At 50.7% G+C, this 15,685-nt stretch carries 13 protein-coding genes; 4 read left to right on the top strand and 9 right to left on the bottom strand.

The features are described from left to right. The first annotated feature begins 6 nt into the window (after positions 1–6). Positions 7–567, top strand: coding sequence for a Fe-S-containing hydro-lyase (locus KKH67_14235; protein ID MBU1320339.1), 561 nt, complete (start codon positions 7–9; stop codon positions 565–567). Positions 568–692: 125 nt separating this feature from the next. Here the strand turns inward: KKH67_14235 and KKH67_14230 are convergent, their stop codons facing one another. The 5 genes from KKH67_14230 to KKH67_14210 all read right to left on the bottom strand — a co-directional run bounded on the left by KKH67_14230 (position 693) and on the right by KKH67_14210 (position 4,966). Beyond that, positions 693–1,460, bottom strand: a complete 768-nt coding sequence (locus KKH67_14230) for a hypothetical protein (protein MBU1320338.1) — start codon at positions 1,458–1,460, stop codon at positions 693–695. 293 nt (positions 1,461–1,753) lie between these two features. Then, positions 1,754–2,488, bottom strand: coding sequence for a succinate dehydrogenase iron-sulfur subunit (locus KKH67_14225; protein MBU1320337.1), 735 nt, complete (start codon positions 2,486–2,488; stop codon positions 1,754–1,756). 1 nt (position 2,489) lies between these two features. Next, positions 2,490–4,190: an FAD-dependent oxidoreductase gene (locus KKH67_14220; protein ID MBU1320336.1), complete on the bottom strand. Its 1,701-nt coding sequence runs from the start codon at positions 4,188–4,190 to the stop codon at positions 2,490–2,492. A gap of 14 nt (positions 4,191–4,204) precedes the next feature. After that, complete coding sequence (gene sdhC, locus KKH67_14215; protein ID MBU1320335.1) at positions 4,205–4,597, bottom strand: succinate dehydrogenase, cytochrome b556 subunit; 393 nt, start codon at positions 4,595–4,597, stop codon at positions 4,205–4,207. Positions 4,598–4,606: 9 nt separating this feature from the next. Then, positions 4,607–4,966 carry a hypothetical protein gene (locus tag KKH67_14210; protein MBU1320334.1) on the bottom strand — a complete coding sequence of 120 codons (360 nt, stop codon included), beginning with the start codon at positions 4,964–4,966 and terminating at the stop codon, positions 4,607–4,609. A gap of 653 nt (positions 4,967–5,619) precedes the next feature. Here KKH67_14210 and KKH67_14205 point away from each other — a divergent pair. After that, a complete protein-coding gene (locus tag KKH67_14205) occupies positions 5,620–8,418 on the top strand; it encodes a T9SS type A sorting domain-containing protein (GenBank protein ID MBU1320333.1) in 2,799 nt (932 codons plus the stop codon). A gap of 260 nt (positions 8,419–8,678) precedes the next feature. Further along, positions 8,679–10,484, top strand: a complete 1,806-nt coding sequence (locus KKH67_14200; GenBank protein ID MBU1320332.1) for a hypothetical protein — start codon at positions 8,679–8,681, stop codon at positions 10,482–10,484. On the opposite strand, the gene lpxD is transcribed toward KKH67_14200, so the two are convergent. Genes lpxD through rplU form a run of 4 tightly spaced genes read right to left on the bottom strand, consistent with a single transcriptional unit; the run spans position 10,481 to position 14,741 of the window. Beyond that, positions 10,481–11,509: a UDP-3-O-(3-hydroxymyristoyl)glucosamine N-acyltransferase gene (gene lpxD / locus KKH67_14195; protein MBU1320331.1), complete on the bottom strand. Its 1,029-nt coding sequence runs from the start codon at positions 11,507–11,509 to the stop codon at positions 10,481–10,483. The genes KKH67_14200 and lpxD overlap by 4 nt on opposite strands. 1 nt (position 11,510) lies before the next feature. Beyond that, positions 11,511–12,056, bottom strand: coding sequence for an OmpH family outer membrane protein (locus KKH67_14190; protein MBU1320330.1), 546 nt, complete (start codon positions 12,054–12,056; stop codon positions 11,511–11,513). A gap of 41 nt (positions 12,057–12,097) precedes the next feature. Then, positions 12,098–14,419 carry an outer membrane protein assembly factor BamA gene (gene bamA, locus KKH67_14185; protein MBU1320329.1) on the bottom strand — a complete coding sequence of 774 codons (2,322 nt, stop codon included), beginning with the start codon at positions 14,417–14,419 and terminating at the stop codon, positions 12,098–12,100. Positions 14,420–14,423: 4 nt separating this feature from the next. After that, positions 14,424–14,741 (bottom strand): 50S ribosomal protein L21, encoded by a 318-nt coding sequence (gene rplU / locus KKH67_14180; protein MBU1320328.1) that lies wholly within the window; start codon positions 14,739–14,741, stop codon positions 14,424–14,426. Between the two features lie 262 nt (positions 14,742–15,003). Between rplU and KKH67_14175 the strand changes: the two genes are divergently transcribed. Then, positions 15,004–15,685, top strand: a 682-nt coding sequence (locus KKH67_14175) for a hypothetical protein (GenBank protein ID MBU1320327.1), incomplete at its 3' end; no start/stop codon positions are given.

Here is a 15,685-nt window from a genome sequence, read left to right as displayed (position 1 = left end):
TAGATCATGGCTGATGGAAAAGTGAGAATCACAACGCCGCTGACCGATGAGGTTGTGAAGAGCTTGAAAATCGGTACACAGGTTCTGATCAGCGGAACGATATATACGGGTCGCGACGCCGCTCACAAGAAGATGACCGAGGCGCTCGCGAAAGGGGAACCTCTCCCCTTTGATCCAAAAGGTCAGATAATTTATTTCGTCGGACCGACTCCGGCCAAGCCGGGCAATGCCATCGGCTCTGCGGGACCGACGACATCGTACAGAATGAACGCTTACTCACCTGCGATGCTCGATGCCGGTCTGAAAGGCATGATCGGTAAGGGGCAGATGTCGGATGAAGTGCGCGAGAAGCTCAAAGAACATTTCGGCTGCTATTTTCTGGCAATCGGCGGCGCAGGCGCGCTGATATCCAAGTCGATCAAACAGGCGGAAGTCATCGCGTACGACGATCTCGGCCCGGAGGCCGTGCGCAAGCTGACCGTTGAGGATTTCCCGGCGATTGTGACATTCGATTGCTACGGCGGGAATCTGTTCGAAGAAGGCATCAAGAAGTACGGTCGCGAATAAGTACTCTCGCAATATACCATTTTACATAGATGAGCAGCCCATCCGAAAGGATGGGCTGTTCGTGTCTCATACGAGACTTGGTTATAGCAGCACCGGCTTCCCGGTGCATTATATCTTCATGCAGATCAGAAGTAAACCGATAGTCCGAACTTGACAGGAAGAGATTGCACCAGCACACCTCTCTCAAAATCATCTCGCTGACTTGAATCCTGAGCTACAATATCCCCGGTTTCCGAGTCTCTCCTGATATAATCGTAGCGATATATGTTATCAAGGTACCTGTAGATCAACGATAGCCCGTATTCCGCAGACAGACTTAGCCCATCAGTTACGAACCAGTCAACACCTATAATCGCGATTCCTCCACCCGATAGAACGTACTGGCGATCAAGAGCCGTCACTCTGCTGATTAGATTCTCCCGAATGAAGACAGATTCTGTTTGATTGTCTGACAGAGAATACCCAATCATGGGACCATAACCATAGTAGAAATAAGCCGATTTACGCACCTGTGAATATGACAGAAACAGCAATTGAGCATCCAAACCGAGAGTACTTATCGATCGATCTGTGTCTACGCGACCAGGAATACCAGACAGATTGTCATCATATGTGTCTCTTCCGAGCAAAGAGCCAGAAATAGTGAGGCCTAACCGCTTCGCCGATCTAGCTGATGAGTACTTCTTAAAAGAGATCGTCGCGCCATCGAATGAACTAAGCTGGAAATTGTCATCGATCTGAAACTGCATTGCCTTCGATCCCGCTGTCAGTGAATTGTGTGATGAACTGTCTGCAGTTGTGTCGTCTTCGGCCAGACAGACAGCACTGAGTAGCATCACCATCACTGAGATGGACAGAGCCACCAGTCCCCGTGTTGAACTTCGCGTTACCATTCTTCCTCCCATTTGTTGCGCCGGATCTTGTCGTTATATAATCTATAACAGTATACCATCAAATAGCAAGGTCTATTCCAATTCATCCGAAATTTCGCGACAGCGTACAACTCCTTGAGAAATACCGACTTACATAAGATGTTTCGCCGGAAAATCAAACTCAATGCTGATTTCATGGCCTAATAATTGTGCCAGGACACGCACTGATGCACGAATATGTGGCGATCTCCCAAAGAAGAAAACAGGCAGGATCATTTGCTCCTGCCTGCATGATCATGCAATGATATGATTATCTACGCTGCCGGTGACTGCGGTTTTGGTAGCTTGCCTTTCAGCTTTGCCCAGATTGCTTTCCATTTCAGTCTCTGGATAGCGCCTGTCGGGGCGAGGTCTTTCGGGCAGACCTGCTGGCAGTTGAAGATAGTATGACATCGAAACACGCCGAAATCTGTGGCGAGAAACGCCAATCTCTCATACGTCGCGCCGTCGCGGGTATCATCGACGAACCGCAAAGCCTTCAGCAGTGCGGCCGGGCCGAGGTAGTTCTCGTCGGTCGACACAACCGGGCACGATGCAAAGCAAGCTCCGCACAGGATGCAGTCGACTTTGACATCGAGCCTGTGGCGCTCTTCGACTGTCTGGATATACTCCTTCTCAGGAGGCTCTTCCTTCGGGATGAGATACGGCATGATCTTCTCGTAGTTCCTGAAGAATGGCTTCATGTCGACCACGAGATCGCGCATCACCGGCGAATGCGCCATCGGCCTGATCGTAATTAGATCAGACTTCAAGTGATCGATATTTGTTTCGCAGGCGAGGCGGTACTGACCATTGATATGCATCGCGCAGCTACCACAAACTGCAGCACGGCACGATGATCTAAATGCCAGCGACGGATCGATGTTTTCGATTATATGATAGAGTCCTTCCAGTACAGTCATCCCCCGCACAACGGGCATATCATAAGTCTGGAAGTATGGCATCTCGTCTTTATCTCGATCAAACCTGAAGACTTTGAACTTAGGCATATCAATACTTCCTTTCTTCCGGCTCGTACAGCCCAAGTTTCACCGGTTTGTAGCTGATCTCAGGTCCGCCCGGTTTGTACTTGAAGATGGTGTGCTTCATCCAGGGATCGTCGAGACGTTTCGGGAAATCGATGCGGAAATGCGCGCCACGGCTCTCTTCTCTGCGCAACGCGCCCTCGGCGATCATCTGGGCAGCATCGAGATTGCCGGCAATCTCGGTCACCCACAGAAAATCATAGTTGAATGTTTTGCTGGTCTGTATAGGACGAATCTTCTGATAGCGCTTCTTGAGCTCCTTGATCTTGTCGCATGCAACTCGCATATCGGCACCATTCCTGAAGATCCCAACCTTCTCGAGCATCACTGCGGAAAGCTCATTCTTAAGCTGATACGGGTTCTCATCACCGGAGCCTTTGATCAGACCATCGAAACGGCTCTGTTCTTCCTTGAGTGCATCCTTCATGACGCTCTCAGTCGGATCGGCACTGTTCGGAAGATATCCAGCGACTACACCTCCGCCAATTCGCCCAAAGACAATTGTGTCGAGGAGTGAGTTGCCGCCAAGACGATTCGCGCCATGCACAGAGGCACATGCGCACTCACCGGCAGCATAGAAACCCGTCACTTCCGTCTCGGTCTTCTCGTTAGTGTCTATGCCCCCCATCGTATAGTGCTGTGACGGTCTCACGGGTATCGGGTCCTTAATGGGATCGACATTGACAAATGACATAGCCAAATCACGAATGCCGGGAAGACGTTCGTTAATCTTCGCCTCACCGAGATGCCTGAGATCAAGATGCACGAATGCTCCTTCGAAGCCACGTCCTTCGTTGATCTCCATTTGGATTGCACGAGCGGTGATGTCGCGCGGGGCAAGCTCCATGACCTTCTCTGAGACATAATTCTTCATGAACCGCTCGCCTTTGTTGTTGAGAAGGTAGCCTCCCTCTCCCCTGCAGCCTTCGGTCATGAGAATCGACGAGGGATAGAGACCTGTAGGGTGAAATTGAATGAACTCGAAATCCTTGACCGGCACGCCAGCCCAATATGCCAGCGACACACCGAAACCGGTCGATGTGTGTGCATTGGTCGTATTCGTCGAATAGACCCTTCCCGATCCACCGGTCGCCAACATCGTCGCGTTCGAAGCAATCGGGATGAACTCGCCTGACTCAAGATCGAGGCAGATGACGCCGTGGCTGCGCCCATCGCGGACGACAACCTTCGTCACCATCCACTCCGTGTACATCTGCACTTTGTGCTTCACGGCCTGCTCGTACAGAGTCTGCAGTAAGTAATGCCCGGTCTTATCTGCGCCATAACAGGTGCGCGGAAAACCCGCACCGCCGAACGGCCGTTGTGCGATTTTCCCCTCGGGCGTGCGCGAGAATGGACAGCCTGCATGTTCCATATCTATAATGATGCCGGGAGCGGCATCAGTCATCAACTTTACAGCATCCTGATCAGCCAGGAAATCGGAACCTTTGATGGTATCGTAAGCGTGGCGATCGGGCGTATCGTCGTGACCAGTCTCGGCGTTTGCAAGAGCTGCATTTATACCCCCCTGCGCAGCTCCGGAATGGGACCTCGTCGGATGAATCTTCGAAACCAGCGCGACATCGATCCCTCGTTTGCGTGCTTCGATAGCCGCAGACAATCCTGCCAAACCACCACCGACAACCAGAAATTTATGAGCAATCACGTCCAGAGTCCTCCTCAATGGCCCAGCAGTTTCGGCAAAGCAGCTACAATGGTCCAGGCCATCACAGTAATGAACAGAGCCATCACGACCCAGAACAACTCCTTATGCCTGCGCGTGAGGGGAAGAAAATCAGCAGCCACTATCCTGACACCATTGAGCAGATGGAAAAACACGGCCACGGCCAGAAACAGCTCCAGGAGATGAAACAACGGAGTCTGGACACTGCCGAGGCGTTCGGTAAACTTAGCAGGCCCATCCTGAGCGGAGCTGAGGACCCACGTGTGCATGATCAAGTAAATAGCTAGCCCGATTCCCGTTATCCTGTGGAGGATGTATGAAAATGTGCCTACGTTCGGATTCAGCTTAGCCTCATCGACGAACTTCCCTGCAAATCCTTTGAAACTCATCTGTCCCTCCTATGCTTCAAAAAGATTGATTAGGGTGTCGGCTCCGATATAGGTCAGTGCCAATCCGATGAGCCACAGTACCGCCAGCGAAGCCTTTCGGATCATGGCGGACGGACGGTAATCGATAAGGATCCCCCACAATCCGTTCATGGCATGAAACGCACACGCTGGGACGAACATGATGTAGAAGACTTTCCAGCCGAATGATCCGGCAAGTCGCGAGTTCACGAGCGAAAAATCAATAATCCGCTCGCCGAGTGACAAGTGGTTTATGTTCATGTGAGTGAACAGAAATACCACCAGCAGAAGGCCCGTTATCCTCTGCAGGAACCATGTCAGCGTACTCTTGCTTGAGGTGCTTACATCCATAAACCCCTCTCCTATAATTGACTACCTGTAGAAATATCTATCATCAAGGATTTCAATCGTGCCATAGGTTAACTCAGGTAATAAACAATCAGGACGGCAACTGTCAACTTAAATCCCTCGCGTATAGCGCGCTGGAAAGCCGGAGTGGTTAATTAGTATAACAATAGTTGTTGACAGGAGCCTTGGAACTTAATAGAATTAGGTGGTTCTCAGATTTGACAAATATGCCGACAGGCGTAATACATGCCACGGCAACTACTTCTGCAATCTGTGTTGTTATCTGATGGCTGAGTGAATGGTTTACTGACCGAATAGAGAATAAGAGTATCTCAATAGCGGTGCCTTCTATCGGTAAGGCAAGTTAGGGCGTGAGATCTGGAAGCTGTGTAATGAATTCAATCGTATGTAAGAGTGCTTTATATGTTCGGCAAGCAGCGGATGCCGCGCCGGAAGAAAGTGAGAGGAAGGGAGCGGACAGGTGCAGCGCTGTAGTGGCGCCCCTGTTGCCGTAAATCGGAAGGAGGCCAGAAGAGGATCGCCTGATGGGGGATTGGGTGTCCGATCTGAAAAGGAAGAAAAGAAGTAACTAATGCTATTCTCAGATGAGTCGGCTTCAGGCCGGCTCATTGAAGAACGCGAAAAGGAGTAAGGAAATGAATATCTGCTCACTTCTCCGGACAACTCTGCTGATCACCACCCTGTTGTTCGGTGTGTCTACAGCCTCTGCCGTGGACATCCCTGGCACTGTTCCGTCTGACTTCGACTGGGATGCTTTCAGTCCGGATGGGGCAACTTCAATTGACCCGGTTGTTACCGAAGTGGGGCGCATCAGTCTCTCGATTGATGGTGTTAGTTCGGGAAATCCGACAGCAGTATTGCAGGCTGAAAAGCCAGTCGGCGCAACCGTACGTAAGGCTATCTTCGCTACTGCGACTACGGGATGGTCCAACTACAGTCTGCTACCGGGCGATGTGACCATCAATGGTGTCCCCGTCGTGTGGGATAATATCATTCCGAATCATGTCAGCTCATTCAATCATATTGCAGACGTCACTGATCTGGTCAAACCAATTCTCGACGCTGCTATGGCGGGACGCGTGCCTTTTGCGATTGGGGAGGCTGACCCGGATATCGTTGATGGCAACATTCTTGCAGTGATCTTCGACGATCCTAATCAGACGGACGATGCCACCGCAATATTGCTCTTCGGTGCACAGGATGTCGCTGGTGATCAGTTTCTGATTGGGCTCGCTGAGCCTCTCGATTTAGCAGATCCAAGTTCCGTTGTGACAATGTCACTTGGAATCTCATATGGTTACCAGATGCCCGATCACGATGTTCAGTTTAGTCTCGTAGATGTCAACGGATCGCGGCTTTCATCTTCAGCGGGCGGTCAGGATGATGGTATATCTCCGGATTGGAATGACTACGGCAACGGTGCCCTCATCACGGTCGGTGGTCTCGATGATGATCCCGCAAATCCGCCTGACCCATTCAGCCCACCTCTCGATTTTGATTACGACGATGAGCTCTACGATCTGATCCCCTTTGTCCAGCAAGGCGATGTTCAAATCACGGTGAATACTTCGAATCCGTCCAATGACGACAATATTTTCTTCGGAGCGTTCTACCTCACAGTTCCCGCAATCATCGGGGAAGGCTGCCTGCTGTCGCCGACATTCGCCACCAATCCAGTCGGGACGCAGCACACCGTGACGGCTACTGTCAATGACGAGGACGCCAATCCGGTCGCGGATAGAGAGGTCAACTTCGAAATCATCGGTGGCCCACACTCCGGACTTGTTGATGCCGTGATGACCGATGGCAATGGCAAGGCGGATTTCGTCTACACCGGAAACAGTGTCGGGATCGACACTATACAGGCATGGTTCATGAATTCTGCCGATGAGATGCAGATGGCGGAGAATTTCTCATATAAAGAGTGGACAGACGAAGGAATTCACCCAACGAACGAATGGATCAACGTCTACTGCAGGTGCCCGAAGCTGAACGGAGTCTTGCTTAGCGAGGGAGACGTTATCAAAGCATACGACCCAGATGGTGTTCTGTGCGGTCAGGACGTCGTTCGGGCCGACGGGTCATTCGGCTTCATGCCGATTTATAGAGATGATTTCGTGACGCTGAATCTGGATGAAGGAGCTGAGCCGGGCGATCAGATTTCGTTCACGATCAATGACGTCGAAGTGTTCACCGATCCTGTCATATACTGGACATCGAACGGTGACAGCTTCGAGCTCTGTAGATTCCATACCTGCAAAATCATCCACCTTCACGAGGGATGGAACTTGATTTCATGGAATCTCAATTACACTGAACTGACAAGTGACTTTGTGCTCAGCCATCTCGACAAATGCGAATGCGTGGACGTCATTCTCGGATTCGATCGGGGAGCGATGACCTACGATCCATTCCTGCCTCAGTACTCGACGCTGCCGTATGTCGACTATTTCCACGGTTACTGGCTGAAGATGCATTGCGCCTGGGATCTTGAAATATGCGGAGAGACAATTGATCCGTCGGAGTACATCGACATTTACACGGGATGGAATCTCGTAAGTTACTGGCCGGTTCAAACGCTGCCTCTTGAAGTCGGTTTTGCCACGATTCTCGATTGTATTGAGATTGCCATCGGCTTCGACAACGGCGGGCAGGTATGGGTGCCCGGCAAAGAGCCCTTCAACACACTGACTGATTTGAGCGAATTGTTCGGCTACTGGATTAAGTCGTCATGCGATGGTGCTCTCATCTATCCCGGATGGGATACTCCTCCTCCCGCTCCGGATGGCCTTGCCAAACCATTGGCGAATTCGGATCGCGATGTAACGCCATCCCGCACATGGATGTCGCTATATGGCTCTGACATCAAAGTCGATGGCTCGATCATCGATAACAACAGCGTAATTGAGGCGTACAGTGCCGACCAAGTTCTCTGCGGACGCGGCGTCTATATGGACGGAATGTTGAGGTTCACGCCAGTGTACGGGCAGGACAATCTTGATGATGCCACAGCCGGTTATCCGACAGGTGAAGAACCATTCTCCATCTGCGTCAACAAGGTTAGGGTGTATCCTGACATCACATGGACCGGCAATGGCAATGTATTCGGATTGACTCAGCTTTCGACAAAGGCGACCGCTGCAGGATTGCAGCCAATTGACTACAGCCTTGCGCAGAATTATCCGAATCCATTCAACCCGACTACAGTCATATCATATAACTTGCCATCGGCGAGTCATGTCAGACTGTCGGTCTACAACCTGCTGGGCCAGAATGTTCGCACACTCGTAGACGGCGAGTCGACAGCAGGAACCCATCGGGAAATCTGGGATGCCACCGATGATGGCGGCAACCCTGTTGCGTCGGGAGTTTATTTCTATCGGTTGGAGACGACTGACTTCACCCAGACGAAGAAAATGCTCTTGGCTAAATAGCGAGAAACATAGATTGGCATAATTGCCCTATTATTTTCGGCGGTGTGCAGATTCTTTGATCGAGGAGTCTCAGCGCACCGCCGATGCATTATATTCCCCCGACTTGCAAAATCATCTCCAGATCAAAGATATCAGCAGACAAATTGAAATTGACATGGGAAGTCAGCGCTGGTATATTCGTGAACTGATTATAGAGATCATTGTATAAGCCTTTGACAGTATATCATTTGGCAACGCATAAAACAGGTCGGAGTAGATTCATGAATATATCAGGACGATTGATCGTGTCGCTGAGCTTCGCAATGCTGCTGCTCGTTATCTCTGCGGGGTGTTACGAGGAAAAACCGTTTGAGTCCGAAGACGACTCAGATAATGCAATCACTCTCACGGGTGAATGGCAATCGCCTTTGCCCCAAGCTAATAAGCTGAACGCAATCTGGGTCGACAGTTCCTCGTCAACTGTCCATACTGTCGGTGACCTGGGGACAATTCTGTCTATCAAAGGCCAAACCTCTACTCTTCACGATCCAATCACCAATTACGATCTGACGGGAGTCTGGGCTTCATCCGATTCGAGTGTATTTGCGTGCAGTGAAGTCGGAGAAATTCTGCACTTTGATGGCGAAGAATGGTCAAAAATGACATCCAATTATTCGGGACAGTTGCACGGGATCTGGGGATTGACGGACGACAATGTCTTCGCCGTCGGTAACAGCGGCACAATCCTGAATTACGATGGCACTAGCTGGTCTGTGATGACAACTCCGGTGAGTCGAGCGATCTTCTCTGTATGGGGAAGTTCAGCTGATAACATCTTTGCCGTCGGAGTCACCGGGCTGATATTGCATTATGACGGCTCAAAGTGGGATTCCGTCTCGACAGTCACATCCGGTACGCTAATTTCCACGTGGGGGTTCGGTGATGACACTCTGATCGCAGTAGGAGAGAACGCGAAGATGGTATTCTATGACGGCGTTACGTGGCAAACATTTGACGCAGGTGTGAGCGACGAATCCGTTGTTGATTTTGTGGCAGTGTGGGGTCTATCCTCAGACGGCATATACGCATCAACTGTTCAGGGAGATATATTCCAGATTGACTTTGCGGCAGACATTCTTCGCTCTCACCGCCTCGGCACAAAGGGAGTCTACGGAATCAGTGGAATCGTGCCTGACGAGTTCTATTTCTGCGGCGATGGCGGAATCGTCTATCGGAGCACCGCAGAAGGGGTACACACGCAACTCCTGCCACGCGTAGCCAGTGGACGACTGAGGACTGTGTGGGGAGAAAGCGATTTCGATGTCTATGCAGCGGGCGACGATGGCGTCGTGCTGGCGAAAAGCGGCACAGGATGGCGTCAAATGCATCAAAAGAATGACAATGTAATCCTCGAACTCTGGGGTACCAGCGGCAACGCGATCTTTGCGGCTGCGGGCAGCAAGATTCTACAATTCAACGGCAGCGCGTGGAGCGTGAGCTATCACACCGATGACACACTCGCCAATTACGTCTCCATCTGGGGTCAGAGTCCGTGGGATGTCTACGCCGCCGGAGATAACGGCAAAGTGATCCACTTTGATGGTGCCGCCTGGAGAGAACTCGACACAGGTTCAAATAAACACATCGCGGCGATCCGAGGAACTCGTGACGGCCTGATCTTCACAGCCGGCGAAGAAGGCACAATTCTGCGGTATGACGGAACGAACTGGGCTCAGATATTCTCAGATTCCCGATACTACTTCCTCGGTCTCCTTGTAAAAGAGCCAAACAGAATAATCGCCATAGGCCAGAACGGTGTTGCGATTCATTATGACGGAGTGAGTTGGGTGACAAGGCTCAAGGATACAGGCATTGACCTCATAGATATCTGGGGAGTGCGATCAGACGAAGTACTCGCTGTCGGACGGGGTGGGACGATCCTGTTCTTCAACGGAAGCTACTGGACTAGATATTTTTCGGGAACCAGCAGCGATCTGTACGGCATCTGGGGTGAAGACAGAAACAGCTTCTATGTTGTGGGAGATGGCGGAACAATCAGGCGCTACGCAGTCGAGTACATCGACTAATCTTCAGTCTTCGTCAGCTTTGCGATCTTCTTGTCAAGCTCCTTGAGCAACTTGATCGATTCCGGAAGCTTGCTCAGACACGCATCGATTTTCCTGGCATGCATAATCCCGCGTGCAGGACTGCCTGAGACTGTCTTGCCGGCCGGGACATTCTTAGACACCCCCGACTGCGCACCGACGATCGCGCCGTCACCAATCTCGATGTGGCCTACAAGCCCTACCTGCCCCGCCAGTATGACATATTTGCCAAGCTTTGTCGATCCTGAAACACCCGTCTGCGAGATTATGATACAACCTTCTTCTATATCAACGTTGTGACCTATCTGTACAAGGTTGTCGATCTTCGTTCCGCGCCCGATTCGCGTCACGCCGAGAGTTGCCCTGTCTATAGTCACGTTCGCACCGATCTCGACGTCATCTTCAATTGCAACGTGCCCCACCTGGAGAATCTTGTGGTGTTTCCCATCGGCCTTTGCATAACCAAAACCGTCAGATCCGATGACCGTGCCGCTGTGGACGTTGACCCGGTCGCCTATGATACTCTGCTCCCTGATAGTGACATTTGGATAGATCAGGCACTCGTCGCCAATCTGGACTTTTTCCCCGACAAAGGCATTCGCCAATACAGCGCTTCTCTTGCCGACTGTGACCGATTCCTCTATCACGACGTTCGGTCCGATATGGGCAGATGGGTCAACCTGGGCTGATTCGGCTATTACGGCTGTAGCATGGATTCCGGGAGAATATTCCTTTGGAGGATGAAAAATCCTGATCGCCTTCATAAAAGCGAAATAGGGATCAGGATGCACGAGCAGTGTCAATTGCTCAGAGTGAACGTCAGCTTCCGTGATTACTGCCGACGCACGTGTGGTCGCCAGATACCGAAGGTACTTTCTGTTCGCCACAAATGCCAACTCACCGGGATGGGCATTCTCAATGCCAGCCAGGCCAATCAGTTCAACTGAGCCATCCCCGACGACTTCAGCGCCGATCTTCTCTGCAATTTCGCGTGCCGAGTATGCCATTCTACTGCAAGTCGGCTAATTCTTCCAGCACCTTGTCCGTGATATCGAGCGTCTTCTTTGCGTAAGCGATGTTGCCGTTAACTGCGTCGAGAATATACAAGTAGTTGTTCTCAATTGCGATCTTTTCGAGCACAGCCGTCACCTTATCGAGCAGCGGCTGCGTCAGTTCCTGATTGCGTCGTTCCGCCCTGCCGTTCGGCCCGAAAATGTCATTGGTGAACTTCTGTAGAGCCGCTTCCTTGGTTGCGATCACGTCCTGAGTTTCGGCAAGCTTGTCTGGACTGTAGAACAGGCGTTTTTTCTCAAGATCGACTTTCAGTGAATCGAGCTCACGCTGCAGGTCAAAACCTTCCTGATTCCACTCGTCAATCTCAGTATTGAATGCGGTCTGAGCGTCCTGAAATTCCTTGTATTCCTGCCGTATTCTGTACGAATCGATGTAGACAATCCTTCCCTCCTGTGCCATCACGTCGGGAGCGATAGACAACACGAATGCCATCGCCAGAAAGATCATCAGCACAGACTTGTAACCATTCACTATCTTCACGTCACTTCCTCCTTAGAAATCAAATCTTTATCAATCTGAACTCAGAATGTTGTTCCTATCTGAAAATGCGGTTTCCATTCATTCTGCGCGCCGCTTATCCCGCGCGCGAAATCGAAGCCGATGATCCCGATCCCCGGCACAACGAGCCTGAAGCCAAAACCATACGATCCATATAGCGACCTGGAATCAAATGGACGCAAGTCTTTCGGTTCGAGCCATGAGTTTCCTGCGTCAGCCAATAGAAGCAGATAGACCTGCTGCGCGACAAGTGGAAACTGCAATTCTGCATTATACACCGCCATCGATCTGCCTCGAAGATATGCCCCAGACGCCGTGCGTGGAGTCACCCTGCCGTCGTCATAACCTCTTATGAATCCGTCAAGGTCGGTCCCTCCCGGAGAGAATCGCTCCGAATACGGCACTTTCGAATCACCTTCCGGAGCGAAGATTAGACCATATCTTGCTTTTGCTGCAATGACGAACTTCCAGAACACTTTCTGGAATTTCGAAACCTGAAGTATGAACTTATTGTATCGCCAATCACCGCCAAGCAGACCACCGGAATATTCGCCAGAAAGGCTGACAACCGAACCAGCGGTAGCAAACTGCGAAAGATCTCGGGAATCTCGCGTCACCGTAACAGTCATCGATGAAGTCCTCTGCCAGTCCTCATCGAATCTCGTCAGGCTCGTCGCATCATCGATCGTCTGTGCTTTGTAAGTATCTGAGAATTCGTAATACCGGACGTCCTCGGCACGGTAGCGCCAATAGACACCGAAATAGTCATCCGGCCACCGCAGTCTCCGTCCGAGCCGCAATCCCAAACCTCTGCGCCCTTCCGTGAAATCTTCATACCATCTTCTGTTGATGCTGTAAAGGTCTATACCGAGCGATGTCGGAGAGTCGAGCAGCCACGGCTCAGTGAAGCCAAGCGAGAATGATGATCTCCGTCCTCCGAACTCCCACTTGATATCTACATTCTGACCATTGCCTCTGAAGTTCGGGATTCCAAGTCCAAGCGTACCGACAAATTTATCCTGGCCGGAATATCCGGCGCCGACATTGAACTGGCCTGTCGGCTTCTCGGTGACTTTCAGGATCAGATCGACGTCGCCGTTCTCAAGCACCTTGAAGTCCGGCTCGACATTCTCGAAGTAATTGAGAACCATGACGTTTCTGACTGATCTCATAAGGAGCGAACGCCTGAAAACTTGCCCCGGCGACGAAAACAACTCACGCCGGATCACCTTCTCCTTGGTCTTCGAATTCCCCTCAATCTGAACCAGGTTTATCTTGGCAGGTACCCCCTCGGATATCTCGAATGCGATATCGACCGTCGAATCTGTTGTCGAAATATTGTCAAATATCCGCGCGTGGATATTGCCCTCTTCCTGATAGATCGAATAGAGCTCCCCAACAGACTCTTCATACTTTTCGCGGTTGTAGACATCCCCCTCATCATACTTCAGTTTGGAGGCGAGATGCTCGTCATTAAACAGCTTATGACCGGAAAATGTCGTATTGCCAAATCTGTATCGAAGCCCCTCTTCGACTTCGATGCGGATAATCAGCTTCTTCTGATCCTCCACCAGTATCAACGTATCCCCCATAATTCGCGCGTCGATATAACCCTTCTCGTTATAGAATTCGACGACTTTCTCTTTGTCCTCGGGATATTTCGACTTGTTGAAACTACCGCCACGAAAGAAACTCTTCGGCTTGTTCGACATCTTGCCGCGTAAATCGCCATCGGAAAACGCAACATTGCCCTCGAACTCGATCGCCTTAATCTTGATCTTGGCATTTTCCTTGATCTTGAATTTGACGACCGCAATCCCCTTCTCCAAGTCAATCTCTTCCTCATGCTTGACTTCGGCAAGGAAATACCCCTTCTCGCGATAGAGGTCGAGAATGCTATTGACTGTCAGCTGGAGAAGATTCGGTGTGGCCACCTGACCGATCTTAATCTGCAGAGCCTCGTCGAGGTCGTCATCGTTGACCTTGTCGTTGCCCTCGTATCGGACCTCTTTGAGACGCGGGAACTCCTTCACAACGATATGTAGGGCGATATTGTCGCCGGAGCGATCCCCCTCGATCTTGACATCGCTGAACAACCCAAGAGAATAGACTCTTCTGATCGCATCCTGCGTGGCAGTCGAGGTTAATATGGATCCGACTGGAAGATCGGACACGCTCATAATGAGCGTCTGATCGACCGTCCTGTTCCCTCTGACATCGACCGATGAAATCGAATAGTCCTGCGCAAACAAAGCCGCAGGCAACGCAAAAATCGCAATCGCTACTGCCAGCAAAATAGCTGCAGTAGCAATGCAGGGTTTGGAGTCCGTTCCGCGAGAATTCAAGCTATCATCCCGGTTTTACGATGTCATCAATCCTGATTTCTGTATAAGGCTGGCGATGCCCGTTGTGAAGCCTGTAGGTGGTGCGCCGTTTCATTTTGAAAATCCCGACTTTTTTATCGAGAACTTCTCCGAGCACCTCGGCGGCGACACTTGCGCCATCGACATACGGCGTACCGACTTTCGTCTCTTTGCCGTCGCAAAGCATCAGTACCTTGTCGAGCGTAAGCTTATCTCCCGCCTCGGCGGTTACCTTTGGTATCCGCAGGGTATCGCCTTTCTCAACCCGGAACTGGACATTTCCTGATTCCACAATCGCGTACATTCAGTATGACTCCTTCTAAGTTCAATTTCGCCTTGCGATTAAACGCTCAAAATACCGAAAAAGGCGCTTCTGTCAAGCCAAAAACACCCCTCCAGTTCCGCCTATTTGTAACATCTGTAAAAGCTTTAGTTCCAGAAACGTAGCTCAGGATCCCCGTGATCCTGACTATTCGGTTGGGCGGCCCGCCCTCAGAGCGGATTACCCAAGGGGAAAGGTTGTGATTGCCATATTTGTGATTATAGAGCATTATAGTGAGAAGGAGATGGCACATACGATTGCTATGGGCAAGTTAACGAAGAAGCTGGTAGTCTATCTTGACCAGAATTTCATAAGCGACATGGCCAAGGCAGACGTCAACGAGCGCGTCAAACCGGAGTTCTCCAGACTCTTTGAGCTGCTCCACAGAGGCTTCATTGAAGAGAAGCTGGTTGTCCCTCGCTCGTATGCACATGAAGACGAGACCAGCTTGGCGCCTCATCTCGCAAAGAGCATCAGGAGTTACCTAGGATATCTGGGGCAGATTGCTTTGCGGGATCACGCATATATTCAACAATGTCAACTGAAACAAGCAATTGAGCGATTCAAAGGTGAGTCACCGGTCGGTATTGAATTTCGGGATGTTTTCTGGGGAAATCCTGACAATCGAACTGAAAAGCTCGATTTTCGTGGGTGTAGATTGAATGACGCCTCCTCTATGCGTCAATCTCGCGAATACTCAGCGAAGGTGCTTAATGTGCTTCGCATGCAGCTCCATAACGAGGGTACATCCTATGCAGATCAGAGAAACAGGGTACTAGCGGTTCAAGTACAAGACATGTTCCGGGAACACAAATGTCTGTTTCCAGAATGGCTAGGCGAAGATGTCGATGAGATATTGTCAAGAGTTGTGGATGATTGTTTTGATAGTATCCTCAAGTTCTCCAGTTATGCGGCTTCCTTTATTT

The organism is Candidatus Zixiibacteriota bacterium (assembly GCA_018820315.1).
In the GTDB taxonomy this organism is placed as follows: Bacteria; Zixibacteria; MSB-5A5; order JAABVY01; family JAHJOQ01; genus JAHJOQ01.
The sequence above is the reverse complement of the archived record's forward strand: the minus strand, read 5'-3'. Positions and strand labels throughout refer to the sequence as shown.

Excerpts from the sequence above, each read along its gene's own strand:
- KKH67_14235 (MBU1320339.1), top strand. The coding sequence starts at position 7 with ATGGCTGATGGAAAAGTGAGAATCACAACGCCGCTGACCGATGAGGTT.
- KKH67_14230 (MBU1320338.1), bottom strand. The coding sequence starts at position 1,460 with ATGGTAACGCGAAGTTCAACACGGGGACTGGTGGCTCTGTCCATCTCA.
- KKH67_14225 (MBU1320337.1), bottom strand. The coding sequence starts at position 2,488 with ATGCCTAAGTTCAAAGTCTTCAGGTTTGATCGAGATAAAGACGAGATG.
- sdhC (MBU1320335.1), bottom strand. The coding sequence starts at position 4,597 with ATGAGTTTCAAAGGATTTGCAGGGAAGTTCGTCGATGAGGCTAAGCTG.
- KKH67_14210 (MBU1320334.1), bottom strand. The coding sequence starts at position 4,966 with ATGGATGTAAGCACCTCAAGCAAGAGTACGCTGACATGGTTCCTGCAG.
- KKH67_14205 (MBU1320333.1), top strand. The coding sequence starts at position 5,620 with ATGAATATCTGCTCACTTCTCCGGACAACTCTGCTGATCACCACCCTG.
- KKH67_14200 (MBU1320332.1), top strand. The coding sequence starts at position 8,679 with ATGAATATATCAGGACGATTGATCGTGTCGCTGAGCTTCGCAATGCTG.
- lpxD (MBU1320331.1), bottom strand. The coding sequence starts at position 11,509 with ATGGCATACTCGGCACGCGAAATTGCAGAGAAGATCGGCGCTGAAGTC.
- rplU (MBU1320328.1), bottom strand. The coding sequence starts at position 14,741 with ATGTACGCGATTGTGGAATCAGGAAATGTCCAGTTCCGGGTTGAGAAA.